General features: G+C 43.4%; 22 protein-coding genes. 19 read left to right on the forward strand and 3 right to left on the reverse strand.

Going from position 1 to position 20,679, the window contains the following annotated elements; translation table 11 throughout:
* Window positions 1-49 precede the first annotated feature (49 nt).
* From murA to P5Y91_RS02855, 8 genes are all read left to right on the forward strand, one after another.
* Window positions 50-1,333 carry a UDP-N-acetylglucosamine 1-carboxyvinyltransferase gene (gene murA, locus P5Y91_RS02820; protein WP_277838932.1) on the forward strand — a complete coding sequence of 428 codons (1,284 nt, stop codon included), beginning with the start codon at window positions 50-52 and terminating at the stop codon, window positions 1,331-1,333.
* The gene (locus P5Y91_RS02825; RefSeq protein WP_049486327.1) at window positions 1,323-1,511 is read left to right on the forward strand and encodes a DNA-directed RNA polymerase subunit beta; all 189 of its coding nucleotides are present in this window, start codon (window positions 1,323-1,325) and stop codon (window positions 1,509-1,511) included. The genes murA and P5Y91_RS02825 overlap by 11 nt, the downstream gene beginning before the upstream one ends.
* An 82-nt stretch (window positions 1,512-1,593) precedes the next feature.
* Window positions 1,594-2,433, forward strand: a complete 840-nt coding sequence (locus P5Y91_RS02830; RefSeq protein WP_277838934.1) for a DNA/RNA non-specific endonuclease — start codon at window positions 1,594-1,596, stop codon at window positions 2,431-2,433.
* A gap of 81 nt (window positions 2,434-2,514) precedes the next feature.
* On the forward strand, window positions 2,515-3,237 hold the full coding sequence (locus tag P5Y91_RS02835) for a M57 family metalloprotease (protein ID WP_277838935.1): 723 nt from the start codon (window positions 2,515-2,517) through the stop codon (window positions 3,235-3,237).
* Between the two features lie 104 nt (window positions 3,238-3,341).
* Window positions 3,342-5,249: an ABC-F family ATP-binding cassette domain-containing protein gene (locus P5Y91_RS02840; protein WP_277838937.1), complete on the forward strand. Its 1,908-nt coding sequence runs from the start codon at window positions 3,342-3,344 to the stop codon at window positions 5,247-5,249.
* On the forward strand, window positions 5,250-6,125 hold the full coding sequence (locus tag P5Y91_RS02845; RefSeq protein ID WP_070586554.1) for an XRE/MutR family transcriptional regulator: 876 nt from the start codon (window positions 5,250-5,252) through the stop codon (window positions 6,123-6,125).
* 21 nt (window positions 6,126-6,146) lie between these two features.
* Window positions 6,147-7,325: an MFS transporter gene (locus P5Y91_RS02850; protein ID WP_070586555.1), complete on the forward strand. Its 1,179-nt coding sequence runs from the start codon at window positions 6,147-6,149 to the stop codon at window positions 7,323-7,325.
* Window positions 7,326-7,433: 108 nt separating this feature from the next.
* On the forward strand, window positions 7,434-8,621 hold the full coding sequence (locus P5Y91_RS02855; protein WP_277838939.1) for an MFS transporter: 1,188 nt from the start codon (window positions 7,434-7,436) through the stop codon (window positions 8,619-8,621).
* Window positions 8,622-8,673: 52 nt separating this feature from the next.
* Here the strand turns inward: P5Y91_RS02855 and P5Y91_RS02860 are convergent, their stop codons facing one another.
* The 3 genes from P5Y91_RS02860 to murT are packed head-to-tail and all read right to left on the reverse strand — an operon-like array spanning window position 8,674 to window position 11,070.
* Window positions 8,674-8,928 carry a LapA family protein gene (locus P5Y91_RS02860; RefSeq protein WP_031573378.1) on the reverse strand — a complete coding sequence of 85 codons (255 nt, stop codon included), beginning with the start codon at window positions 8,926-8,928 and terminating at the stop codon, window positions 8,674-8,676.
* A gap of 10 nt (window positions 8,929-8,938) precedes the next feature.
* Complete coding sequence (gatD, locus tag P5Y91_RS02865; protein WP_277838940.1) at window positions 8,939-9,727, reverse strand: lipid II isoglutaminyl synthase subunit GatD; 789 nt, start codon at window positions 9,725-9,727, stop codon at window positions 8,939-8,941.
* Complete coding sequence (murT, locus tag P5Y91_RS02870; RefSeq protein ID WP_277838942.1) at window positions 9,727-11,070, reverse strand: lipid II isoglutaminyl synthase subunit MurT; 1,344 nt, start codon at window positions 11,068-11,070, stop codon at window positions 9,727-9,729. Before murT ends, gatD begins: the two co-directional genes overlap by 1 nt.
* A 103-nt stretch (window positions 11,071-11,173) precedes the next feature.
* Here murT and cdaA point away from each other — a divergent pair, with 103 nt between their 5' ends.
* From cdaA to whiA, 11 genes are all read left to right on the forward strand, one after another.
* A complete protein-coding gene (gene cdaA, locus P5Y91_RS02875) occupies window positions 11,174-12,022 on the forward strand; it encodes a diadenylate cyclase CdaA (protein WP_277838943.1) in 849 nt (282 codons plus the stop codon).
* Entirely contained in the window at window positions 12,019-12,768 is a 750-nt protein-coding gene (locus tag P5Y91_RS02880; protein WP_195623101.1) for a CdaR family protein, read from the forward strand. The genes cdaA and P5Y91_RS02880 overlap by 4 nt, the downstream gene beginning before the upstream one ends.
* Window positions 12,769-12,790: 22 nt before the next feature.
* Entirely contained in the window at window positions 12,791-14,140 is a 1,350-nt protein-coding gene (gene glmM, locus P5Y91_RS02885; protein WP_023917722.1) for a phosphoglucosamine mutase, read from the forward strand.
* A 47-nt stretch (window positions 14,141-14,187) separates the two neighbouring features.
* Complete coding sequence (locus P5Y91_RS02890) at window positions 14,188-15,513, forward strand: Ig-like domain-containing protein (protein WP_277838945.1); 1,326 nt, start codon at window positions 14,188-14,190, stop codon at window positions 15,511-15,513.
* Window positions 15,514-15,630: 117 nt separating this feature from the next.
* Entirely contained in the window at window positions 15,631-15,762 is a 132-nt protein-coding gene (locus P5Y91_RS02895; RefSeq protein WP_003011566.1) for a DUF4044 domain-containing protein, read from the forward strand.
* 33 nt (window positions 15,763-15,795) lie between these two features.
* A complete protein-coding gene (gene obgE / locus P5Y91_RS02900) occupies window positions 15,796-17,109 on the forward strand; it encodes a GTPase ObgE (RefSeq protein ID WP_023917726.1) in 1,314 nt (437 codons plus the stop codon).
* A 51-nt stretch (window positions 17,110-17,160) separates the two neighbouring features.
* Window positions 17,161-17,325 (forward strand): hypothetical protein, encoded by a 165-nt coding sequence (locus P5Y91_RS02905; RefSeq protein WP_003006512.1) that lies wholly within the window; start codon window positions 17,161-17,163, stop codon window positions 17,323-17,325.
* 18 nt (window positions 17,326-17,343) lie between these two features.
* A complete protein-coding gene (locus P5Y91_RS02910) occupies window positions 17,344-17,727 on the forward strand; it encodes a RidA family protein (protein WP_155125117.1) in 384 nt (127 codons plus the stop codon).
* A 77-nt stretch (window positions 17,728-17,804) separates the two neighbouring features.
* Complete coding sequence (gene rapZ, locus P5Y91_RS02915; RefSeq protein WP_155125116.1) at window positions 17,805-18,695, forward strand: RNase adapter RapZ; 891 nt, start codon at window positions 17,805-17,807, stop codon at window positions 18,693-18,695.
* The gene (locus P5Y91_RS02920) at window positions 18,692-19,669 is read left to right on the forward strand and encodes a YvcK family protein (protein ID WP_003017791.1); all 978 of its coding nucleotides are present in this window, start codon (window positions 18,692-18,694) and stop codon (window positions 19,667-19,669) included. The genes rapZ and P5Y91_RS02920 overlap by 4 nt, the downstream gene beginning before the upstream one ends.
* Window positions 19,666-20,583: a DNA-binding protein WhiA gene (gene whiA, locus P5Y91_RS02925; RefSeq protein ID WP_155125115.1), complete on the forward strand. Its 918-nt coding sequence runs from the start codon at window positions 19,666-19,668 to the stop codon at window positions 20,581-20,583. Before P5Y91_RS02920 ends, whiA begins: the two co-directional genes overlap by 4 nt.
* The last annotated feature ends 96 nt before the right edge of the window (window positions 20,584-20,679 follow it).

The raw sequence follows: 20,679 nt of genomic DNA on the forward strand, positions 1-20,679 counted from the left end.
TATGGTATGATAGAAGTCGTGACTTTAAGAAATTGGAGAACAATCCCGTATGGAAAAAATAATCGTTAATGGTGGAAATAATCGACTAGTTGGAACTGTCAAAATCGAAGGAGCAAAAAATGCTGTCCTTCCGCTTCTTGCTGCAACAGTCCTTGCAAGTGAGGGCGTGACAACCTTAAAAAATGTCCCTGTTTTATCAGATGTCTTCACAATGAACAATGTCGTTCGTGGCTTGAATGCACAAGTGACCTTCAATGAAGAAGAAAATACGGTTGTCGTAGATGCGCAAGAAAAATTATCAGAGGAAGCACCTTATAAGTATGTGAGCAAGATGCGGGCCTCTATCGTTGTCTTGGGTCCTGTCTTGGCACGCAATGGCCATGCTAAAGTCTCCATGCCTGGAGGCTGTACGATCGGTAGTCGTCCGATAGACCTCCACCTGAAAGGTCTGGAAGCTATGGGAGCTGAAATTACACAAACGGCCGGTTATATCGAAGCGAAAGCAGACCGACTTCATGGAGCGCATATCTATATGGATTTCCCTTCTGTAGGTGCGACACAAAATATTATGATGGCCGCAACCTTGGCAGATGGAGTCACTGTAATTGAAAATGCAGCTCGAGAACCTGAAATTGTTGACCTAGCACTCTTGCTGAATAAAATGGGTGCTAATGTCAAGGGGGCAGGAACAGAGACCTTAACCATAGTCGGAGTGGAGAGTTTGCATGGGGCGGACCACAATGTTGTGCAAGACCGTATCGAAGCTGGAACCTTTATGGTTGGGGCAGCCATGACGGGTGGAGATGTCTTGATCGAAGATGCTATTTGGGAACACAATCGTCCGCTGCTGTCTAAGATGCAGGAGATGGGCGTGACGGTCACCGAAGAAGAAAATGGGATTCGGATTCAATCCGATATCAGTAAACTTCATCCAGTGACCGTTAAAACTCTTCCCTACCCAGGATTCCCAACTGATATGCAGGCTCAATTCACAGCCTTGATGGCCATGGCTAAGGGTGAGTCCACCATGATTGAAACGGTCTTTGAGAATCGCTTCCAGCATTTGGAAGAAATGCGTCGAATGGGCGTTCACTCAGATATTATGCGGGATACAGCTCGCATTGTAGGAGGCGAAAGCTTCCAGGGTGCAGAGGTCATGTCGACCGATTTACGAGCAAGTGCAACCTTGGTCTTGATGGGCTTAGTGGCAGAAGGAGAAACAAAGGTCAGCAAATTAAGTCACTTAGACCGTGGTTATTATCAATTCCATGAGAAATTGGTGGCACTAGGTGCAGACGTGAAACGTGTAGAGGAAGAAGACGATGAAAACTAATCTTCGCTATGTTGGAAAACAGCTAGGAATTGTCCTTCTGTTGGCTGTGATTGGCATTATCATTTTTGCAATTGGTTTGGTCATTGGCTATGGAGTGATTGGCGATGGAAAAAATCCATGGTCCATTCTCTCTCCGGATACCTGGTCAGAAATCATTGGAAAGCTAACAGGCAAATAAGATTTAAATAACATTGAGTAAAAAGGAGAGCAGCGAATCGAGTCAGTGACCCATCTAGCGCTGCTCTTTTTTGGAGAGAGGCATGACAAAACAAACAGTAACCAAACGAACCAAACAAACCTTAGCAGGTTTTGTGGTGGCAACAGCCCTGGCTATCGGGGGCTATTATTTTAATCAACCGACGGTAAAAGAAGCGACAGATCAGGTTGTTTCGGTGGTGACTAGTAGCCAACAAGAAACACCTAGTAAAGAGTTAGCTAGCTCTGTACTAACGAAATCTGCTCGTTCACAATTAGGAAATGACATAGAATGGAATGGAGCTGGAGCCTTTGTCGTTAAGGGCAATCGAACAGATTTGGATGCCAGTGTGGCTAGTCAACCCTATGCGGATAACAAGACAAAAGAAGTGAATGGAAAGACTGTTCCGACAGTTGCCAATGCCATCATGAGCAAGGCGACTCGTCAGTACAGAGATCGCGATGCAACAGGAAATGGCCTAACCGATTGGAAACCTGCAGGTTGGCATCAGGTTCATAATCTGTCAGGCGAGTACGACCATGCTGTGGATAGAGGTCATCTATTGGGTTACGCCTTGATCGGCAATCTCAAAGGCTTTGACGCCTCTACTAGCAATCCCAAAAATATCGCCGTGCAAACGGCTTGGTCCAATCAAGCCAATGATCCTCATTCCACTGGTCAAAACTACTATGAGACCCTGGTTCGAAAAGCACTAGATAAGAACAAGCGGGTCCGCTATCGGGTCACTTTGATCTACAATCAGCCGGAAGATCTGATTCCTTTAGGTTCTCAGATCGAAGCCAAATCGAGTGACGGGACCCTTGAGTTCAATGTCTTTGTTCCCAATGTTCAAAGTGGAATGAGCCTGGATTACCAGACAGGAAAAGTAACCGTTCATCAATAAGCTGGAAAGTGGATTTGCTTAAGCTTTTTTTAAGCATGAGGTGTTACAATTGCATACCTTCTTTAAGAGAAAGGAGAATGTATGAGAACCATTTTTCGATTTGTCAGAGGAAGCCTTCGCATGGCTTGGAGTCTCTTTTGGGGATTTTTCTGGACAATTGCGATCAGTTTTCTAATTTTAGTGGGGATTATCTATTTCACAGATTCTCCTAGTTCTGGTATGGATGGGGTTGGACGAGCTGCGCAAAAAGTGGTCTATCAGGTTGGAAATTTATTTGGCGATCAGGGCTTTGTATCGCGCTTTGGGATGGCACCTAGCTCACAGACGACGCAGACGGACAATCATGAGCATAGTGGTGCTCGCTGGGAAAAAGCAGAGGCTACGGTTTATCTAGATCCCAATATCAGTCAAACTTTTATAAAAGCCTATCGGGATGCCATTGAGGCTTGGAACCAAACAGGTGCCTTTACTTTCAAGCTGGTCACAAATGAAAAAGAGGCCAATGTGGTCTTGACCGAGATGGACAACGCATCTGTTTCTGCAGCAGGAGAGACTGCCTCTCAAACTAACCTCTTAACCAATCGGTTCACCCACATCACAGTTCGCCTCAATCGCCATTATCTGTTAAATTACGTCTATAACTATAGTTATGATCGGATTGTCAATACAGCTGAGCATGAGCTAGGCCATGCGATTGGGTTGGACCACACAGATGGAGAATCGGTTATGCAACCAGCTGGCTCTTTCTACAGTATCCAGGATTCAGATGTAGAAGCAGTCCGGCAATTATACAAGGAAGAATGAGTTTTAAAATACTTGCTAAAAGTTCTGGGCCTCAAGGGGCTCGGGATTTTTTTGATGCTTCGTCTTCCCTTGTTTAATCCGTAAAAAGATAGTAAAATAGGGACATGATTATTTTACAAGCCAACAAAATTGAACGCTCTTTTGCAGGGGAGGTTCTTTTTGATAATATCAGCCTGCAAGTGGATGAACGGGACCGGATTGCCCTGGTTGGAAAGAACGGAGCCGGTAAGTCCACGCTCTTAAAAATCTTGGTCGAAGAAGAAGAGCCGACTTCTGGGGAAATCAATAAAAAACGGGACCTTTCTCTTTCCTATCTAGCCCAGGATAGTCGCTTTGAGTCGTCCAATACCATCTACGATGAAATGCTTCATGTCTTTGACGATCTTCGTAAGACGGAGAAAAGTTTGCGGCAGATGGAGCTGGAGATGGGGGAAAAAACAGGGGCTGACTTGGACAAACTCATGCAGGATTATGACCGGCTATCGGAAGAATTCCGTCAAGCTGGTGGCTTCACCTATGAGGCAGATATCCGAGCTATTCTAAACGGCTTCAAGTTTGATGAGTCCATGTGGCAGATGAAGATTGAAGAGTTATCTGGTGGGCAAAATACCCGTCTGGCTCTGGCCAAAATGCTCTTGGAAAAGCCAAATCTCTTGGTATTGGACGAGCCGACCAACCACTTGGATATTGAGACCATTGCCTGGTTGGAAAATTACTTGGTCAATTATAGTGGGGCCCTTCTCATTGTCAGTCACGACCGGTATTTCCTAGATAAGGTCGCAACCATTACACTGGACTTGACCAAGCATTCTTTAGATCGCTATGTCGGCAATTACTCCAGTTTTGTCGAGCAAAAAGAGCAAAAACTCCTGACCGAAGCCAAGAACTACGAGAAGCAACAAAAAGAAATTGCAGCGCTTGAAGACTTTGTCAACCGTAATTTGGTGCGGGCGTCGACCACCAAGCGGGCTCAGTCTCGTCGCAAGCAGTTGGAAAAAATGGAGCGCCTAGACAAGCCCGAAGCTGGGACCGAGTCTGCCCATATGACCTTCCATTCTGATAAGGCCTCTGGCAATGTCGTTTTGACAGTAGAAGAGGCAGCTGTCGGCTATGACGATCAAATCCTGTCCGAGCCTATTAATTTGGATATCCGCAAGATGAATGCGGTTGCTATTGTGGGACCAAATGGGATTGGGAAATCGACTCTTATCAAGTCCATCGTCGGGCAGATTCCTTTTATCAAGGGGGAAGCCCGTTTTGGAGCCAATGTCGAGGTGGGCTACTATGACCAGACCCAAAGTAAGCTAACCCCTCACAATAGTGTCTTGGATGAGCTCTGGAATGACTTTAAACTGACACCAGAAGTAGAAATTCGCAATCGCCTAGGAGCCTTTCTTTTCTCAGGCGATGATGTCAAGAAAACTGTCGGCATGTTGTCAGGTGGAGAGCGGGCGCGCCTACTTTTGGCTAAACTGTCCATGGAGAATAACAATTTCTTGATTCTCGATGAACCGACCAACCACTTGGACATCGATAGCAAGGAAGTGCTGGAAAATGCCTTGATTGATTTTGATGGGACCCTGCTCTTTGTCAGCCACGACCGCTACTTTATCAATCGGGTGGCGACACAAGTCTTAGAACTCTCAGAAGAGGGCTCGACTCTTTACCTAGGAGATTATGATTATTATCTGGAGAAAAAAGCAGAGTTAGAGGCCCTTGCTGCAGCGCAAGCAGAAGCTGAACCCGCTTCATCAACGGAAGAAGTCGTCAGCAATGACTATCACTTACAAAAGCAAAACCAAAAAGAACTCCGTAAAATCACTCGTCGCATTGAGCAATTGGAAGCGGAGATGGAAGAGTTGGATCAAAAAATCCAAGCCATCACCGAAACCATGCATAACACCAATAATGCAGAGGATTTAGTTCAACTGCAAAGTGAGCTTGACCAACTAACTGTCCAGCAGGAAGCGGTTCTGGAAGAGTGGGCAGAACTGTTAGAGCAGGTGGAATAGATGGAAGATCTTGGAAAAGTTTTTCGTGAATTTCGAATAAGTAAGAATTATTCGTTAAAAGAAGCTGCAGGAGAAGCTTGCTCGACCTCCCAGTTATCCCGTTTTGAATTGGGAGAGTCGGATCTGGCTGCTTCGCGCTTCTTTGACATTTTGGACAATATCCATGTGACGATTGAGAATTTTATGGATAAGGCCAGAAATTTTCAACACCATGAACATGTCGCTTTGATGGCTCAGATTATTCCGCTTTACTACTCAAATGATATTGCAGGTTTTCAAAAGCTTCAAAGAGAACAACTTGAAAAAGCCAAACATTCCACCAATCCCCTCTATTTTGAGCTGAACTGGATCCTGCTACAAGGCCTGATTTGCCAGAGAGATGCCAGCTTCACGATGAAGCAGCGTGATTTGGATAAGGTGGCAGATTATCTCTTTCAAACGGAAGAGTGGACCATGTATGAATTGATCCTCTTTGGCAATCTCTACAGCTTTTATGAGGTGGACTATGTTACACGGCTTGGGAGAGAAGTGATGGAGCGTGAAGATTTCTACAAAGAAATTGATCGCCATCGAAAACTGGTCTTAATTCTGGCCCTGAATTGCTACCAGCATTGTTTAGAATACCGTTCTTTTGAAAATGCTAGCTGTTTTGAAGCTTATGTAGAAAAGATTATCGGCAAGAGCATCAAGCTCTACGAACGCAATGTCTTTCATTATCTCAAGGGATTTGCCCTGTATCAAAAGGGGCAAACAGAAGAAGGGCGGCAGCAAATGCAGGAAGCCATGCATATTTTTGACGTGCTGGGACTGCCAGAGCAGGTGGCCTATTATCAAGAACATTTTGATAAATTTGTAAAAAATGAATGTTCTAAATAGGACAGTGATAAAGGAGATTTTATGAATCGACATGCGGTCCAATTAATTAGTCGTGGAGCTATTAACAAAATTGGAAATATGCTCTATGATTATGGGAATAGTGTCTGGCTGGCCTCGATGGGGACTATAGGAAAGACGGTATTAGGGATCTATCAGATTTCTGAGTTAGTGACAGGGATTCTTGTGAATCCTTTTGGAGGAGTGATTTCAGACCGTTTTTCTCGTCGCAAGATTTTGATGACGACCGACCTGGTTTGTGGACTTCTTTGTTTGGCGATTTCTTTTATCACAAATGATAGCTTGATGATTGCGGCCCTGATTTTTGCCAATATTATTCAGGCCATTGCCTTTGGTTTTTCTCGACCTGCCAATAAGGCCATTATTACCGAGGTAGTAGAGAAAGACGAGATTGTGACCTATAACGCCCACTTGGAGTTAGTCTTACAGGTTGTCAGTGTCTGTTCACCTGTTTTTTCTTTCCTAGTTCTACAATTTGCCAGTCTTCATATGACCCTCTTGTTAGATGCACTGACCTTTTTCATTGCTTTTGTCCTAGTGGCTTTCCTTCCGAAAGAAGAAGCTAAGGTGCAAGAGAGGAAACAGTTTACCGGGAAAGATATTTTTTCTGATATCAAGGATGGCTTAGACTATATCTGGCATCAGAAAGAGATTTTCTTTCTCTTGTTGGTGGCTTCTAGCGTCAATTTCTTTTTTGCAGCTTTTGAGTTTTTACTTCCCTTCTCGAATCGTCTATACGGGGTTAAAGGAGCTTATGCGACTATTTTAACGCTAGGAGCTATTGGATCTATTCTAGGAGCGCTTGTTGCCAATAAAATGAAATCAAGTATGAAAATTCTCCTGTTTTTACTGCTTATGGCAGGGATAGGAGTGTTCATAATGGGCTTGCCCCTTCCACCTTATCTTTCCTTTTCAGGAAATCTGGTCTGTGAATTTTTTGTGACCATTTTCGACATCCACGTTTTTACCCAAGTACAAACCAAGGTGGAAGATGATTATCTGGGGAGAGTCTTGAGCACAATTTATACCTTGGCTGTTCTCTTTATGCCCATCGCCAAAGGGTTGATGACTTTGTTGCCAAGCGTCCGTATGGAATCATTTCTCTTGATTGGAGCTGGGATTATTCTCTTTTCACTCTTGGCTCAGCTAGTAGCTAAGCAGCTTCAATTAAAAGAACAGTAGGGATCCTTTGATAAATTTGTAAACCATTATTTTTCCCAAATAGGGGACAAAATGAAAACCTCTTTCATGAACTGATACAATAGTTTCAGAAAATGAAGGAGGTTTTTTATGAATCGACATGCAGTCCAATTAATTGCTCGTGGGGCGATCAATCGAATGGGAAATATGCTCTATGACTATGGGAACAGTGTTTGGCTGGCCTCGATGGGGACGGTAGGAAAGACAGTGTTGGGGATCTATCAGATTTCTGAACTCGTCACTTCCATTCTAGTCAATCCATTTGGTGGCGTGATCTCAGACCGGTTTTCCCGTCGCAAGATTTTGATGACGACCGACTTGGTTTGTGGTCTCCTTTGTTTGGGCATTTCCTTTATCAGGAATGATCGTTGGATGATTGCAGCCCTGATTGTTGCCAATATTGTCCAGGCCATTGCCTTCGCTTTTTCTAGAACTGCCAATAAAGCTATTATCACAGAAGTTGTAGAGAAGGATGAGATTGTGACTTATAATGCCCGCTTGGAGTTGGTCTTACAGGTTGTTGGTGTCAGCTCTCCTGTGTTCTCTTTCCTTGTTTTACAATTTGCCAGTCTCCATGCGACCCTCTTACTGGATTCGCTAACTTTTTTCATCGCCTTTGTTCTAGTGGCATTCCTTCCGAAAGAAGAAGCCAAGGTTCAGGAAAAGAAACGGCTTACGGGAAAAGATATTTTATCGGATATCAAGGATGGATTGCACTATATCTGGCATCAGAAAGAGATTTTTTTCCTCCTCTTGGTGGCTTCCAGTGTCAATTTCTTTTTTGCAGCTTTTGAGTTTTTGATTCCTTTTTCGAATCGCCTTTACGGGGTCAAAGGAGCCTATGCGACCATCCTAACCATGGGGGCTATTGGCTCTATCATCGGAGCCTTGATCGCTAATAAATTTAAATCAAGCATGAAGGCGCTTCTCTTCTTATTGATTTTAACAGGAGTGGGAGTGCTAATGATGGGCTTACCTCTTCCGCCCCTTCTTTCCTTTTCTGGAAATTTGGTCTGTGAACTCTTTATGACGATTTTTAACATTCACTTTTTTACCCAAGTTCAAACCAAGGTAGAAGGAGACTATCTGGGCCGGGTCTTAAGCACGATTTTTACCTTGGCCATTCTCTTTATGCCTGTGGCTAAAGGATTGATGACCTGGTTACCAAGTGTCCGTGTAGAATCTTTTCTCCTGATAGGAGCTGGTGTCATCCTCTTTTCACTCCTAGCTCAAGTAGTCGCCAAGAAATTACAAGCAAAAGAAGGTATATCAGCATGAAAAAAGCACCGATCGGTGCTTTTTAGTTGTTTTCTTTTTCTTCTGTCTTGATTTATTTCTTTGCTTCTTCCAGTTGTTTTTGAGTGCTCTTGAGTTCTCTTTTTAGGGAGAAGCCCTTTGAAAAATTAATCAAATTCATGACGAATGCACCTAAGAGGACACAGAGCAAGATCAGAATGATCAAAGGCAATTTAAATTGGACCAAGAGGAAATTTACGGTAACCGATTGCATGTTTGCAAGGGAAATACCAGCAATCAATAAAATTAAAAGTAATAAAGCAATGTAGTGTAGATTATTTTTGTTCATCATTATCTCCTTATTGTTCAGCAGGGGCCTTGCTTTTCACATCAGCGTATTCTTCCGGCTGCTCTAGGCTTAGAATCTCCTCATAAGCCGGTAGGGAAAGGTCCTTGCCATATTTATTTTTTAAAGCAGTGCTCACTAGGCGATAGGCCAAATTGGCATTTCGGGACAAGATAGGACCGTGGAAGTAGCTACCAAAGACGTTTTTGTAATGAACCCCTTCGCATCCATCTTCTTTGTTGTTCCCATTTCCATAGACAACCTTGCCCAGTGGTTTTTCATCCTCAGCCAAGAAGGTCCGACCTTGGTGGTTCTCAAAACCATAATAGGTTTCGTTAAATTCTTCGTTATGGATTTTGATATCACCGATATAGCGGTTGTTGACTTGGTTAAGCGTATAGTGGCCCATAATACCGAGGCCCTCAATACGTTTGCCAGAAGCTTCAATGTAGTATTGGCCTAGAAGCTGAAAGCCACCACAAATAGCAAGGACTACCCCGTCGTCATGAATGAAGCGTTCGAGGTCTTCTTTTTTATCTGGTAGGTCCTCAGATACAATGGTCTGCTCGTAGTCTTGTCCGCCGCCGAAAAAGGCGATATCGTAGGCATCAGGATCGAACCGGTCTTTGAGAGAGACGATATCAACAGTGACATGGGCTCCAAGCTTTTCCGCAACGTACTTGAGCATGAGGATATTTCCATTGTCCCCATAGGTATTCATTAAATTGCCGTAGAGATGGGAAATGCGCAGGCTGTAGGGATACTGTGCCTGATCAGAAGATTCTAGGGAAGTATATGTCATTAGTGCATCTCCTTTTCAATCAGGTGTTCTTGGGCCAAGAGTTCACGAAATTCTAGCATGGCTGTATAGGTAGCTAAAATGTAAGCGTGAGGGGTTTCCTGTTGCTGGATACGTTGGAAGACCTCTTTTAATTCAGCCATTTCTGTGATCTTTTCTGCAGGATAGCCAGTGACCCGAAGTCGCCGAGCGATCTCAGAGTGGCGTACTCCTCCGGCGTTAATCTCTGGGATGTCCATCTGGGCGATTTGCTCAAAGTCCGCATCCCAGATCCAGCTTGTGTCGATCCCATCTGCATAATTCGCGTTGAGAAGCACAGACAAGCTGAAGGAATACGGCGCTAGTTTGATCATTTCAATAGCCTGAGTAGCTCCAACTGGATTTTTGATCAGGACTAGGGTACATTCCTTATCCCCAATCTTAAAGGTTTCCTGACGACCGAAGACAGCACGACTGCGATCAAATCCTTGCTTAATCACTTCAGGTTGAACCCCAAAGAATCCAGCAACGGAAACAGCTGCTAAGGCATTATAGATGTTGTAGAGACCACCGATATTGATGTGGTAATCTTGCCCTTGGATCCGGAAATTGGAAGATCGATGAGTTAAAGAGAGGAGGTCCGATACGGCATAGGTCAGAGGGGGCCGGTGGAAACCACAATGCTCACAGATATAATCTCCCAGGTTAGCATAGGTATTGAGCTTGTACTTGAGGATGTTGTGGCAATGCGGGCACAGGATTCCTTCGGTATTGTAATGGGCTAGTTGAGGCTCTGATTTTTCTGTATCAAATCCATAATATTGGATTTGATTGGACAAGGTCTGACTATTAAAGAGCGGACTATCTCCATTTAACAGAACCGTTGCAGTTGGGACCTTGTGAATGGCATCCAAAATCATTTGGTAGGTCGTATAGATCTCTCCATAGCGGTCCATCTGATCCCGGAAAATATTGGTGACCACAAAAAGGCTGGGCTGGATATAATCACAAATCCGAGAGAGGCTGGCCTCGTCAATTTCAAGTACCGCGATCGGTCGATTTGCTTTCGAACGCTTAGCCCGTAAGAAGGTCGTTGTAATCCCAGAGATCATATTGGCCCCGCTTGGATTGGTTAAAATCGGTCCAAAAGCTTCTTGGAGAATACCTACGGTTAGCGCAGTGGTAAGGGTTTTTCCATTTGTCCCTGTAATCACAACAATCTCATAGTTTTTGGCCAGTTGACTGAGAATATCTTTATCAAATTTGAGGGCTACTTTACCTGGTAGGGTTGATCCCCGCCCCATTTTTTCTAGAATAGAGCCGGAAAGCTTTCCTGCCAGAAGGCCCAAGGTTGTATTTATCTTCATAAATCATATTTTATCATAAAAAGCATCAGAAGGTTACAGAAAAATCTGTTGAAACATGTTATAATAAGGTGATGTCTTTTAGAGAAGTGGTAGGTATGAGAATATGAATATTCAACAGTTTACAAATCCACAATTTTGGACCAGTTTGTTCCCGAATTGGTGGAGTATTGTTATCAATATCATCGATATTGCCCTGGTGGCTTGGTTGTTGTATTTTTTGATCAAGGCCATCGTAGGGACTAAGATCATGATTTTGGTTCGTGGGGTCATTATCTTTTTCCTGGTTCAGTTTTTGGCCAATTTCTTAGGACTCACGACAATTTCTTGGCTGATCAATCAAGTGATTACTTATGGGGTTATCGCCCTGGTTGTGATTTTCTCTCCTGAGATTCGGATTGGTTTAGAGCGTCTGGGTCGAGCGACAGAATTCTTTACGACGAGTGAAGTCAGTCAGGAAGAGAAGATGGTGCAGGCCTATGTAAAGGCAGTGGCTTATATGAGCCCACGTAAGATTGGTGCCTTGGTAGCCATTCAAGGAGCCAGAACCCTTCAGGAATATATTTCCACAGGGATTCCTCTGGATGCAGATATTTCAGGAGAATTGCTGATTAATATCTTCATTCCTAATACTCCCTTACACGATGGTGCCGTCATTGTTCGCAATGATAAAATCGCTGTTTCTTGTGCCTACCTGCCCTTGACGGAAAACACTGAGATTTCAAAAGAGTTTGGAACGCGTCACCGTGCAGCTATTGGCTTATCTGAAGTTTCTGATGCCTTTACCTTTGTGGTATCAGAAGAAACGGGTGGCATCTCTATGACCTACAACGGAACTTTTCGTCATGATTTAACTTTAGAAGAGTTTGAGTCGGAATTGAGAGCCTTCTTGGTTCCTGAAGAGAATAAAACGATTAGTTGGAAAGAGCGTCTATTTGGGAGGGTAACAAAATGAGATCGAAAAAAGAATTTCTTTATGTTTTCGCCTCCGTCTTATTGTCCTTTATCTTATTTATCAATGCGTCTTCCTTTAATTTTCAAAATAATAGTAGCGCTAGACAAGTGAGTTCAGAGACCTACACCAATACATTGACCAATATTCCAATTGATGCCAAGTACAATGACAAGACATACTTTGTCAGTGGGTTGACATCAGAGGTAACGGTCTTTCTGAAAGGTTCAAACCGGGTTGCTCTTGCTAGTGAGATGCAACCGGGCACTCGGAAGTTTCGTGTGGTAGCAGATCTTCGTAAGGCCAAGGAAGGCACCGTAGAAGTTCCGTTGATTGTAGAAGATCTTCCGTCTGGTTTGACAGCAACCGTAGAACCTCAGAAAGTTTCTGTAAAAATCGGGAAGAAAGCGAAAAAATCGTTTGCGGTCAGGGCCACAATCCCGGACAATCAAATTGTGGATGGAATAACGGTATCGGATATTACTCTTGAAACCACCAAGGTAGAAGTGACCAGCGATCAAGAAACCTTGAGTCGCATTGATCATGTCGAAGCTGTCTTCCCATCCAGTGAGATCATCAGTGGAAATTATAGTGGAACTCTTTCATTAAATCCGGTAGATGCTCAAGGAGATGGTCTACCAGGTCTGGTAAATCCGAGTGAAACACGGATTAAAGTAACCACAAAGACTAGCTCGTCTACGTCAAGCTCTAGCAGTTCGTCGTCGACCTCTTCCAGTTCAAGTAATTAGAAAGTAAAAAAGGTAATGAAGAATGGGTAAATATTTTGGAACGGACGGTGTCCGTGGAGAAGCAAATGTAGAATTAACGCCAGAATTGGCTTTTAAACTAGGCCGTTTCGGTGGCTATGTGTTGAGCCAACATGAAGAAGAAACACCCTTGGTATTTGTTGGACGTGATACGCGTATTTCTGGTGAAATGTTAGAGCATGCCTTAATTGCTGGCCTCTTATCTGTTGGAATTCGCGTCTACAAGTTGGGTGTGATTGCAACACCAGGTGTCGCTTATCTAGTTCGTACGGAAAAAGCCAGCGCCGGAGTGATGATTTCTGCCAGCCACAATCCAGCCTTGGATAATGGCATCAAATTCTTTGGTGGTGATGGCTTCAAATTGGATGACGATCGCGAGCTTGAAATTGAAGCCTTACTTGATGCGGCTGAAGATACGCTTCCACGTCCAAGTGCCCAAGGTTTAGGAACGGTCATGGAATATCCGGAAGGCTTGCGTAAGTATCAAGAATTCCTTGTATCGACAGGTGTCCAACTCGAGGGTATGCACGTAGTCTTGGATACAGCAAATGGTGCAGCCTCTACTAGTGCCCGTCAAATCTTTGCAGATTTGGGAGCTCAATTGACCGTCATCGGTGAAAACCCAGATGGTTTGAACATCAATGATGGGGTTGGTTCTACTCACCCAGAGCATTTGCAAGAGAAAGTAAAAGAAGTAGGCGCAGCGATTGGTCTTGCCTTTGACGGAGACAGCGATCGCTTGATTGCAGTGGATGAAAATGGAGAGATCGTAGACGGAGATAAGATCATGTACATCATCGGTTCTTATCTTTCAAGCAAGGGCTTGCTCGAAAAAAATACGATCGTCACAACCGTCATGTCCAATCTCGGCTTCCACAAGGCATTAGATGCGAAGGGGATTCAAAAAGAAATCACAGCTGTCGGAGACCGCTATGTTGTTGAAGAAATGCGCAAGTCTGGGTACAATCTAGGTGGTGAACAATCTGGTCACGTAGTCATCATGGATTACAACACAACAGGTGATGGTCAATTAACAGGCGTTCAATTGACAAAAATCATGCAAGAAACCGGCAAGAAATTATCTGAATTGGCTGCTGAAGTAACCATTTATCCACAAAAACTGGTCAATATCCGGGTTGAAAATAGCATGAAAGACAAGGCGATGGAAGTGCCTGCTATTCGTGAAATCATTGAAAAAATGGAAGCGGAAATGGCAGGAAATGGACGCATCCTCGTGCGTCCAAGTGGAACTGAACCCCTCCTTCGTGTGATGGCAGAAGCACCTACCCATGAAGAAGTGGACTACTATGTAGATACCATTGCTGCAGTTGTTCAAGCAGAAATCGGACTTTAACCTTGTAAAAAACATGGCTCGCAAATAGGCGAGCAGAGGAGGTATACATGAAACAGGTTCGTCAAATTGTATGGGCACTTGCCTTAGTGCTAACGATTCTATTCACAGCTGGTTTGACTAAAACAATTCATGCTGCAGAAGTCTCATCATATACACAGACAGCACGTCTAACGAAAGACGGTAACACGCTAACAAATGGGAGCAAGGTGTTGACAAATGAAAAATTGTCAGCAAGTATTTATTTAGCCTTTCCAGATTCGCAAACTATTCAAGCTGGTGATACCTTAACTCTTAGTTTGCCAAAAGAATTAGCCCTCTACACAGCACTGGAATTCAATGTTCTCGAAGAAGGTCAATCAAATGGCCAAACTGTGGGGAAAGCGGTCGTTGATACAGCTAAGAAAACAGTAACTGTCACCTTTAATGATTATTTCGCATCTCATCCACTCAACAAACGAGTTGCTCTTCATTTTGATGTAAAAGTAGACTCAGAAGTAGTTACAAAAACATCTCCAATCCAGTTTAAACTAGGAAATACAGATTTTTCATTGAATTATGAAAAAACAGCTGGAGAAGCTGGAGACTATGAGATGAAATACGGTTACCAAGATAAGTCTGATCCAACCATTATCAAATGGCGGATTCTCTTAAATGCTCGCCAAGATATGCTTCGTGGAATGGTCATTAAAGACCAATTCGGAGATGGCTTAACATTGGTTGAAGGTAGCTTACGCGCTGTTCGTTATGCTCCTGTACAAGGTGGGATTAAGAACGAAGCTCAGATATTAAGTCTCCCAGTTCTGGATAACTTTACTAAAAAAGCTGTTTTCAATAAGAATGCAGATGGAAAGACCACTGGTTTTACAATTGAATTTGGTGATAACTACAATTGGCCAATGTATATTGAATATTCTACGAAAGTGGCACCTGGAACGAAAGTAGGCGATATTGTCCATAATACGTTAACATGGACAGCAACCAATTTCCCAGCACCTCGTACCTTGACCCGTGAGGTGAGATTGGAAACAGGATCTGGAGAGGGATTAGGTGAGAAAGAACAAACACCACCGACACCTAGCTCAACCTCCTCAACGAGTTCTAGTTCTTCATCAAGCTCATCATCTTCAACGAGTTCTAGTTCTTCATCAAGCTCATCATCTTCATCGAGTTCTGGTTCTACATCGAACTCAACATCCACATCAAGTTCTTCATTGAAATCATCTTCATCTTCTGTTAAAGAAGAAACTCCAAAACCTGGTAAGAAAAAAGTTCTTCCAAGTACAGGTGAAAAGATGACACCGGTAGTTCTTGTCATGGGTGTCTTCCTAGCAATTCTATCGGTTGGCGTTTTACGTGTAGGAAAAGATTCTTAAATCTATCCATAAAAGATCAGATCTTTGTCTGGTCTTTTTGTGTAGGCTCGATTTGAAAAATCCCCTATTTCGTGGTAAAATAGGGCTAATGAATTTATAGTAATCGAGGTATTAGAAGTGGCTTTTGGAGATAACGGAAAACGTAAAAAAACACCATTTGAAATGATCACGATGGTTGTCATTGTGATTATGTTGATTGTAACGGTTGGTGCAATCTTTGCAACCGCAATTGGTGCTCTTTCTTACTAAGACGCACACAGAAATAAAGGAAATCATCTATTTATGAGTATGTTTTTAGATACAGCCAAGATTAAGGTCAAGGCTGGAAATGGCGGCGATGGCATGGTGGCTTTTCGCCGTGAAAAATATGTCCCTAATGGCGGACCTTGGGGTGGTGATGGAGGTCGTGGTGGCAATGTCATCTTCGTAGTAGACGAAGGCTTGCGCACTCTGATGGACTTCCGTTATAACCGGCATTTCAAAGCCCAAAATGGGGAAAAAGGAATGACCAAAGGGATGCACGGAAGGGGAGCAGAAGATCTCTATGTACGAGTCCCTCAAGGAACGACCGTCCGAGACGCTGAGACTGGCAAGGTCATTACGGACCTAGTTGAAAATGGACAAGAGTACATTGTTGCCCACGGTGGCCGTGGCGGACGTGGAAATATTCGTTTTGCTACTCCAAAGAATCCAGCTCCAGAGATTTCTGAGAACGGGGAACCTGGCCAGGAGCGCGAACTCGAATTAGAACTCAAGGTCTTGGCAGACGTTGGTTTGGTTGGCTTCCCATCAGTAGGGAAATCAACTCTTCTCAGTGTCATCACTTCAGCCAAACCAAAGATTGGAGCTTATCATTTCACTACCATCGTTCCAAATTTGGGAATGGTTCGGACGCCATCAGGTGAATCGTTTGCAGTCGCAGACCTTCCTGGATTGATTGAAGGAGCTAGCCAAGGAGTCGGACTCGGAACCCAGTTCCTTCGCCACATCGAGCGCACACGAGTTATCTTGCATGTTATTGATATGTCAGCGAGTGAAGGACGCGATCCTTACGAAGATTATGTTCAAATCAATAAAGAGCTTGAAACTTATAATCTTCGTTTGATGGAGCGACCTCAGATTATCGTGGCAAATAAAATGGATATGCCAGAAAGTCAAGAAAACTTGAAAGAGTTCAAGAAGAAATTGGCAGCCAATTACGATGAGTTTGATGAACTGCCACAGATCTTCCCGATCTCTAGTTTGGCGCATCAAGGTTTGGATAACTTGTTAGAAGCAACGGCAGAATTGTTAGACAAAACACCAGAATTCCTCTTGTATTCAGAAGACGAAATGGCCCAAGAAGAAGTCTACTATGGCTTTGATGAAGACCAGCCAGCCTTTGACATCAGTCGGGATGACGATGCTGCTTGGGTCTTGTCTGGTGAAAAACTTGAAAAGCTTTTCAATATGACAAATTTCGATCGTGATGAAGCGGTCATGAAATTTGCTCGTCAATTGCGTGGCATGGGTGTTGATGAAGCTCTCCGTGCGCGTGGAGCAAAAGATGGCGATATCGTTCGGATCGGTAAATTTGAATTTGAATTTGTAGATTAAGTTAGATCCCCAGTGGATCAAGGATTCCAAATAAGAAGTGAGGCTTTTTCAGTGGGAGATAAACCAATATCTTTTCGAGATGAAAATGGAAATTTTGTTTCAGCAGCCGATGTTTGGAATGCTGAAAAACTAGAAGAACTCTTTAATACGCTAAATCCTAAGCGCAAATTGCGCTTACAAAGGGAAAAATTAGCAAAAGAAAACCAGCAGAAGTAAATAGACTTGGAGAATACTATGGCAAAAACAATTCATACAGATAAAGCACCCGCAGCAATTGGACCTTATGTTCAAGGGAAAATCGTAGGGAATCTTCTCTTTGCAAGTGGACAAGTTCCCTTGTCACCTGAAACAGGTGAAATCATTGGAGAAACCATCCAAGAACAAACAGAGCAAGTCTTAAAGAACATTGGGGCTATTTTGGAAGAGGCTGGAACAGACTTTGACCACGTGGTGAAAACCACTTGTTTCTTAAGTGATATGAATGACTTTGTACCTTTTAATGAGGTCTATAAAACAGTCTTTACTACAGAGTTTCCAGCTCGATCTGCTGTTGAAGTAGCACGCCTGCCACGTGATGTGAAGGTTGAAATTGAAGTTATTGCGGAATTAAAGTCCTAATAACCATTCAAAGACAAAAAGACAGAGTGGAGAGCAGGAAACTGTAGGCCACTCTGTTTTATTTATGGGAGGAGAAAATGACAGAAAGTAAGATTCAACTGGTCATGGTAACCGGGATGAGCGGTGCTGGAAAGACCGTCGCCATCCAATCGTTTGAGGACTTGGGTTACTTTACCATCGATAATATGCCACCGGCGCTCTTGCTGAAATTTATTGAGCTCATGCGCCACAGTCCCGATAACAATAAATTAGCCGTTGTTGTGGATATGCGGAGCCGTTCTTTTTTCAATGAAATTCGCACCATTTTGGATGAATTGGACAACCAAGAAGACCTCGATTTCAAGGTCTTGTTCTTGGATGCCACTGATAGTGAGTTGGTAGCACGATACAAGGAAACCCGTCGTAGCCATCCATTAGCGGCAGATGGCCGTGTCTTAGATGGGATTACCCTAGAGCGCGAACTCTTGTCCCCTTTAAAAAATATCAGTCAAAATGTGGTGGATACGACTGAGTTGACACCTCGTAATTTGAGAAAAACGATCGCAGAACAATTTGCCAGTCAAGATAATCAGCCAGATTTTCGGGTAGAGGTCATGTCATTTGGGTTTAAATATGGCCTTCCGATCGATGCTGACCTTGTCTTTGACGTGCGTTTCCTTCCAAACCCCTACTACAAATTGGAACTTCGGAATTTAACCGGTCAGGATCCAGCAGTCTATGATTATGTCATGGATCACCCTGAATCAGAGGACTTTTATCGTCACCTTCATGACTTGATTATTCCTATTTTACCGTCCTATAAACGTGAGGGTAAATCCGTTCTCACCATTGCTATGGGATGTACCGGTGGGCAACACCGTTCAGTAGCCTTTGCAGAGCGCTTAGCGCATGATTTAGAAAAAAATTGGCAGGTCAATTGTAGTCATAGAGACAAGGACAGACGGAAAGAAACGGTGAATCGCTCATGAGAAAACCTAAAGTAACCGTTATTGGAGGAGGAACAGGGATTTCTGTTATTCTCGATAGTCTGAGAAAGAAACCGGTCGATATTACTGCTATTGTAACCGTTGCAGATGATGGCGGGAGTTCAGGTGAATTGCGGAAGAACATCCAAAAATTGACACCACCTGGAGATCTTCGAAATGTGCTGGTTGCCATGTCAGATATGCCTCGTTTTTATGAGAAAGTCTTTCAATACCGCTTTGCAGACGATGATGGCCCTTTAGCCGGACACCCTTTGGGAAACTTGATCATTGCAGGGATTTCAGAGATGCAAGGCTCGACCTATAATGCCATGCAGTTGTTAACCAAGTTCTTTCATACAACCGGCAAGATCTATCCTTCCAGTGATAGTCCCTTGACCCTTCATGCCGTTTTTCAAGATGGAAAAGAAGTGGTAGGAGAAAGCCACATTGCCAACTACACCGGCATGATTGATCATGTTTATGTGACCAATACCTTTGATCAAGAGCGCCCAAAAGCTAGTAAGAAAGTGGTGGAAGCTATTCTTGAAAGTGATATGGTCGTCTTAGGTCCTGGTTCGCTCTTTACCTCGATTCTTCCTAATTTGATGATCGATGAGATTGGGAAAGCCATCCTTGAAACCAAGGCCCAAGTAGCCTATGTGTGTAATATCATGACCCAAAGAGGAGAAACCGAGCATTTCACAGATAGTGACCACGTTGCCGTTCTCCATAAACATTTGGGAGAGAAGTTCATCGATACCGTCCTTGTCAATATCAATCAGGTTCCGGCAGCTTACATGAACAGCAATAAATTTGATGAATACTTGGTGCAGGTAGAGCACGATTTTAAGGGGTTGCACTCGCAAGTTCCCCAAGTGATTTCTTCTGATTTCTTAAAGTTGGTCAATGGAGGAGCCTTTCATGATGGTGAAAAAGTAGTCGAAGAGTTGATGCAGATCGTGCAGGTGAGAAAATGAGTTTTACGGTTCGTGTAAAAGAAGAATTATTGTCTCTCAAGCGATTTGAAAAGAGTGAATTGGCTGCCATTATCAAGATGTCTGGAAGTCTTGGGATTTCAATGGGGGGCTTGACGCTCTCGGTAACAACAGAAAATGCCAAGATCGCTCGCCATATCTATGAATTGTTGCATCATTTCTATGAGGCCAAATCGGATATTCGCCACCACCAAAAAACCAATTTGAAAAAAAATCGTGTCTACACAGTATTCTTGGATGAAAAGGTGGAAGAGATTCTTGCTGACTTACATTTGGCAGATGCCTTTTTTGGGATTGAGACAGGCATTGATGCCAGTGTTTTAGAAGATGAAGTAGCCAGTCGTGCTTATCTTCGAGGGGCTTTTCTGTCGAGTGGTTCCATCAAGGATCCTGAAAAAGGGAAGTACCAGCTGGAAATTCATTCTGTTTATACAGACCACGCGGAAGGAATTGCCCTTCTCATGCAAGGATTTTTACTAGATGCGAAAACCATCGAGCGGAAAAAAGGAGTGGTGACCTATCTGCAACGAGCGGAAGATATTATTGATTTTCTCATTGTGGTAGAGGCCATGCAAGCTATGCAGGAATTTGAGTCTATCAAGGTCATGAGAGAGACGCGCAATGACCTCAATCGGGCCAATAATGCCGAGATGGCCAATATCCAGCGCACAGTCACAGCTAGCATGAAAACCATTAATAATATTAGTAAAATTGTGGATACGGTCGGTCTAGGAAGCTTACCAAGTGACCTGCAAGAAGTTGCCTATATCCGGATGAACCATCCAGATTATTCCATCCAGCAGATCGCTGATAGTTTGCAAAAACCTATTTCAAAAAGCGGTGTCAATCACCGCTTGCGTAAGATCAATAAGATCGCAGACGATTTAGACAAATAAAAAAGGCCAAAGGCCTTTTTTAGATTGAAGAAACTATTTTAAAGTAAAATAAGTTAATCGATTCTAAAAGTAAGTAAAAATGAGTTCCTATTTTTA

It is taken from the genome of Streptococcus taoyuanensis, assembly GCF_029589235.1.
Lineage (GTDB): Bacteria > Bacillota > Bacilli > Lactobacillales > Streptococcaceae > Streptococcus > Streptococcus taoyuanensis.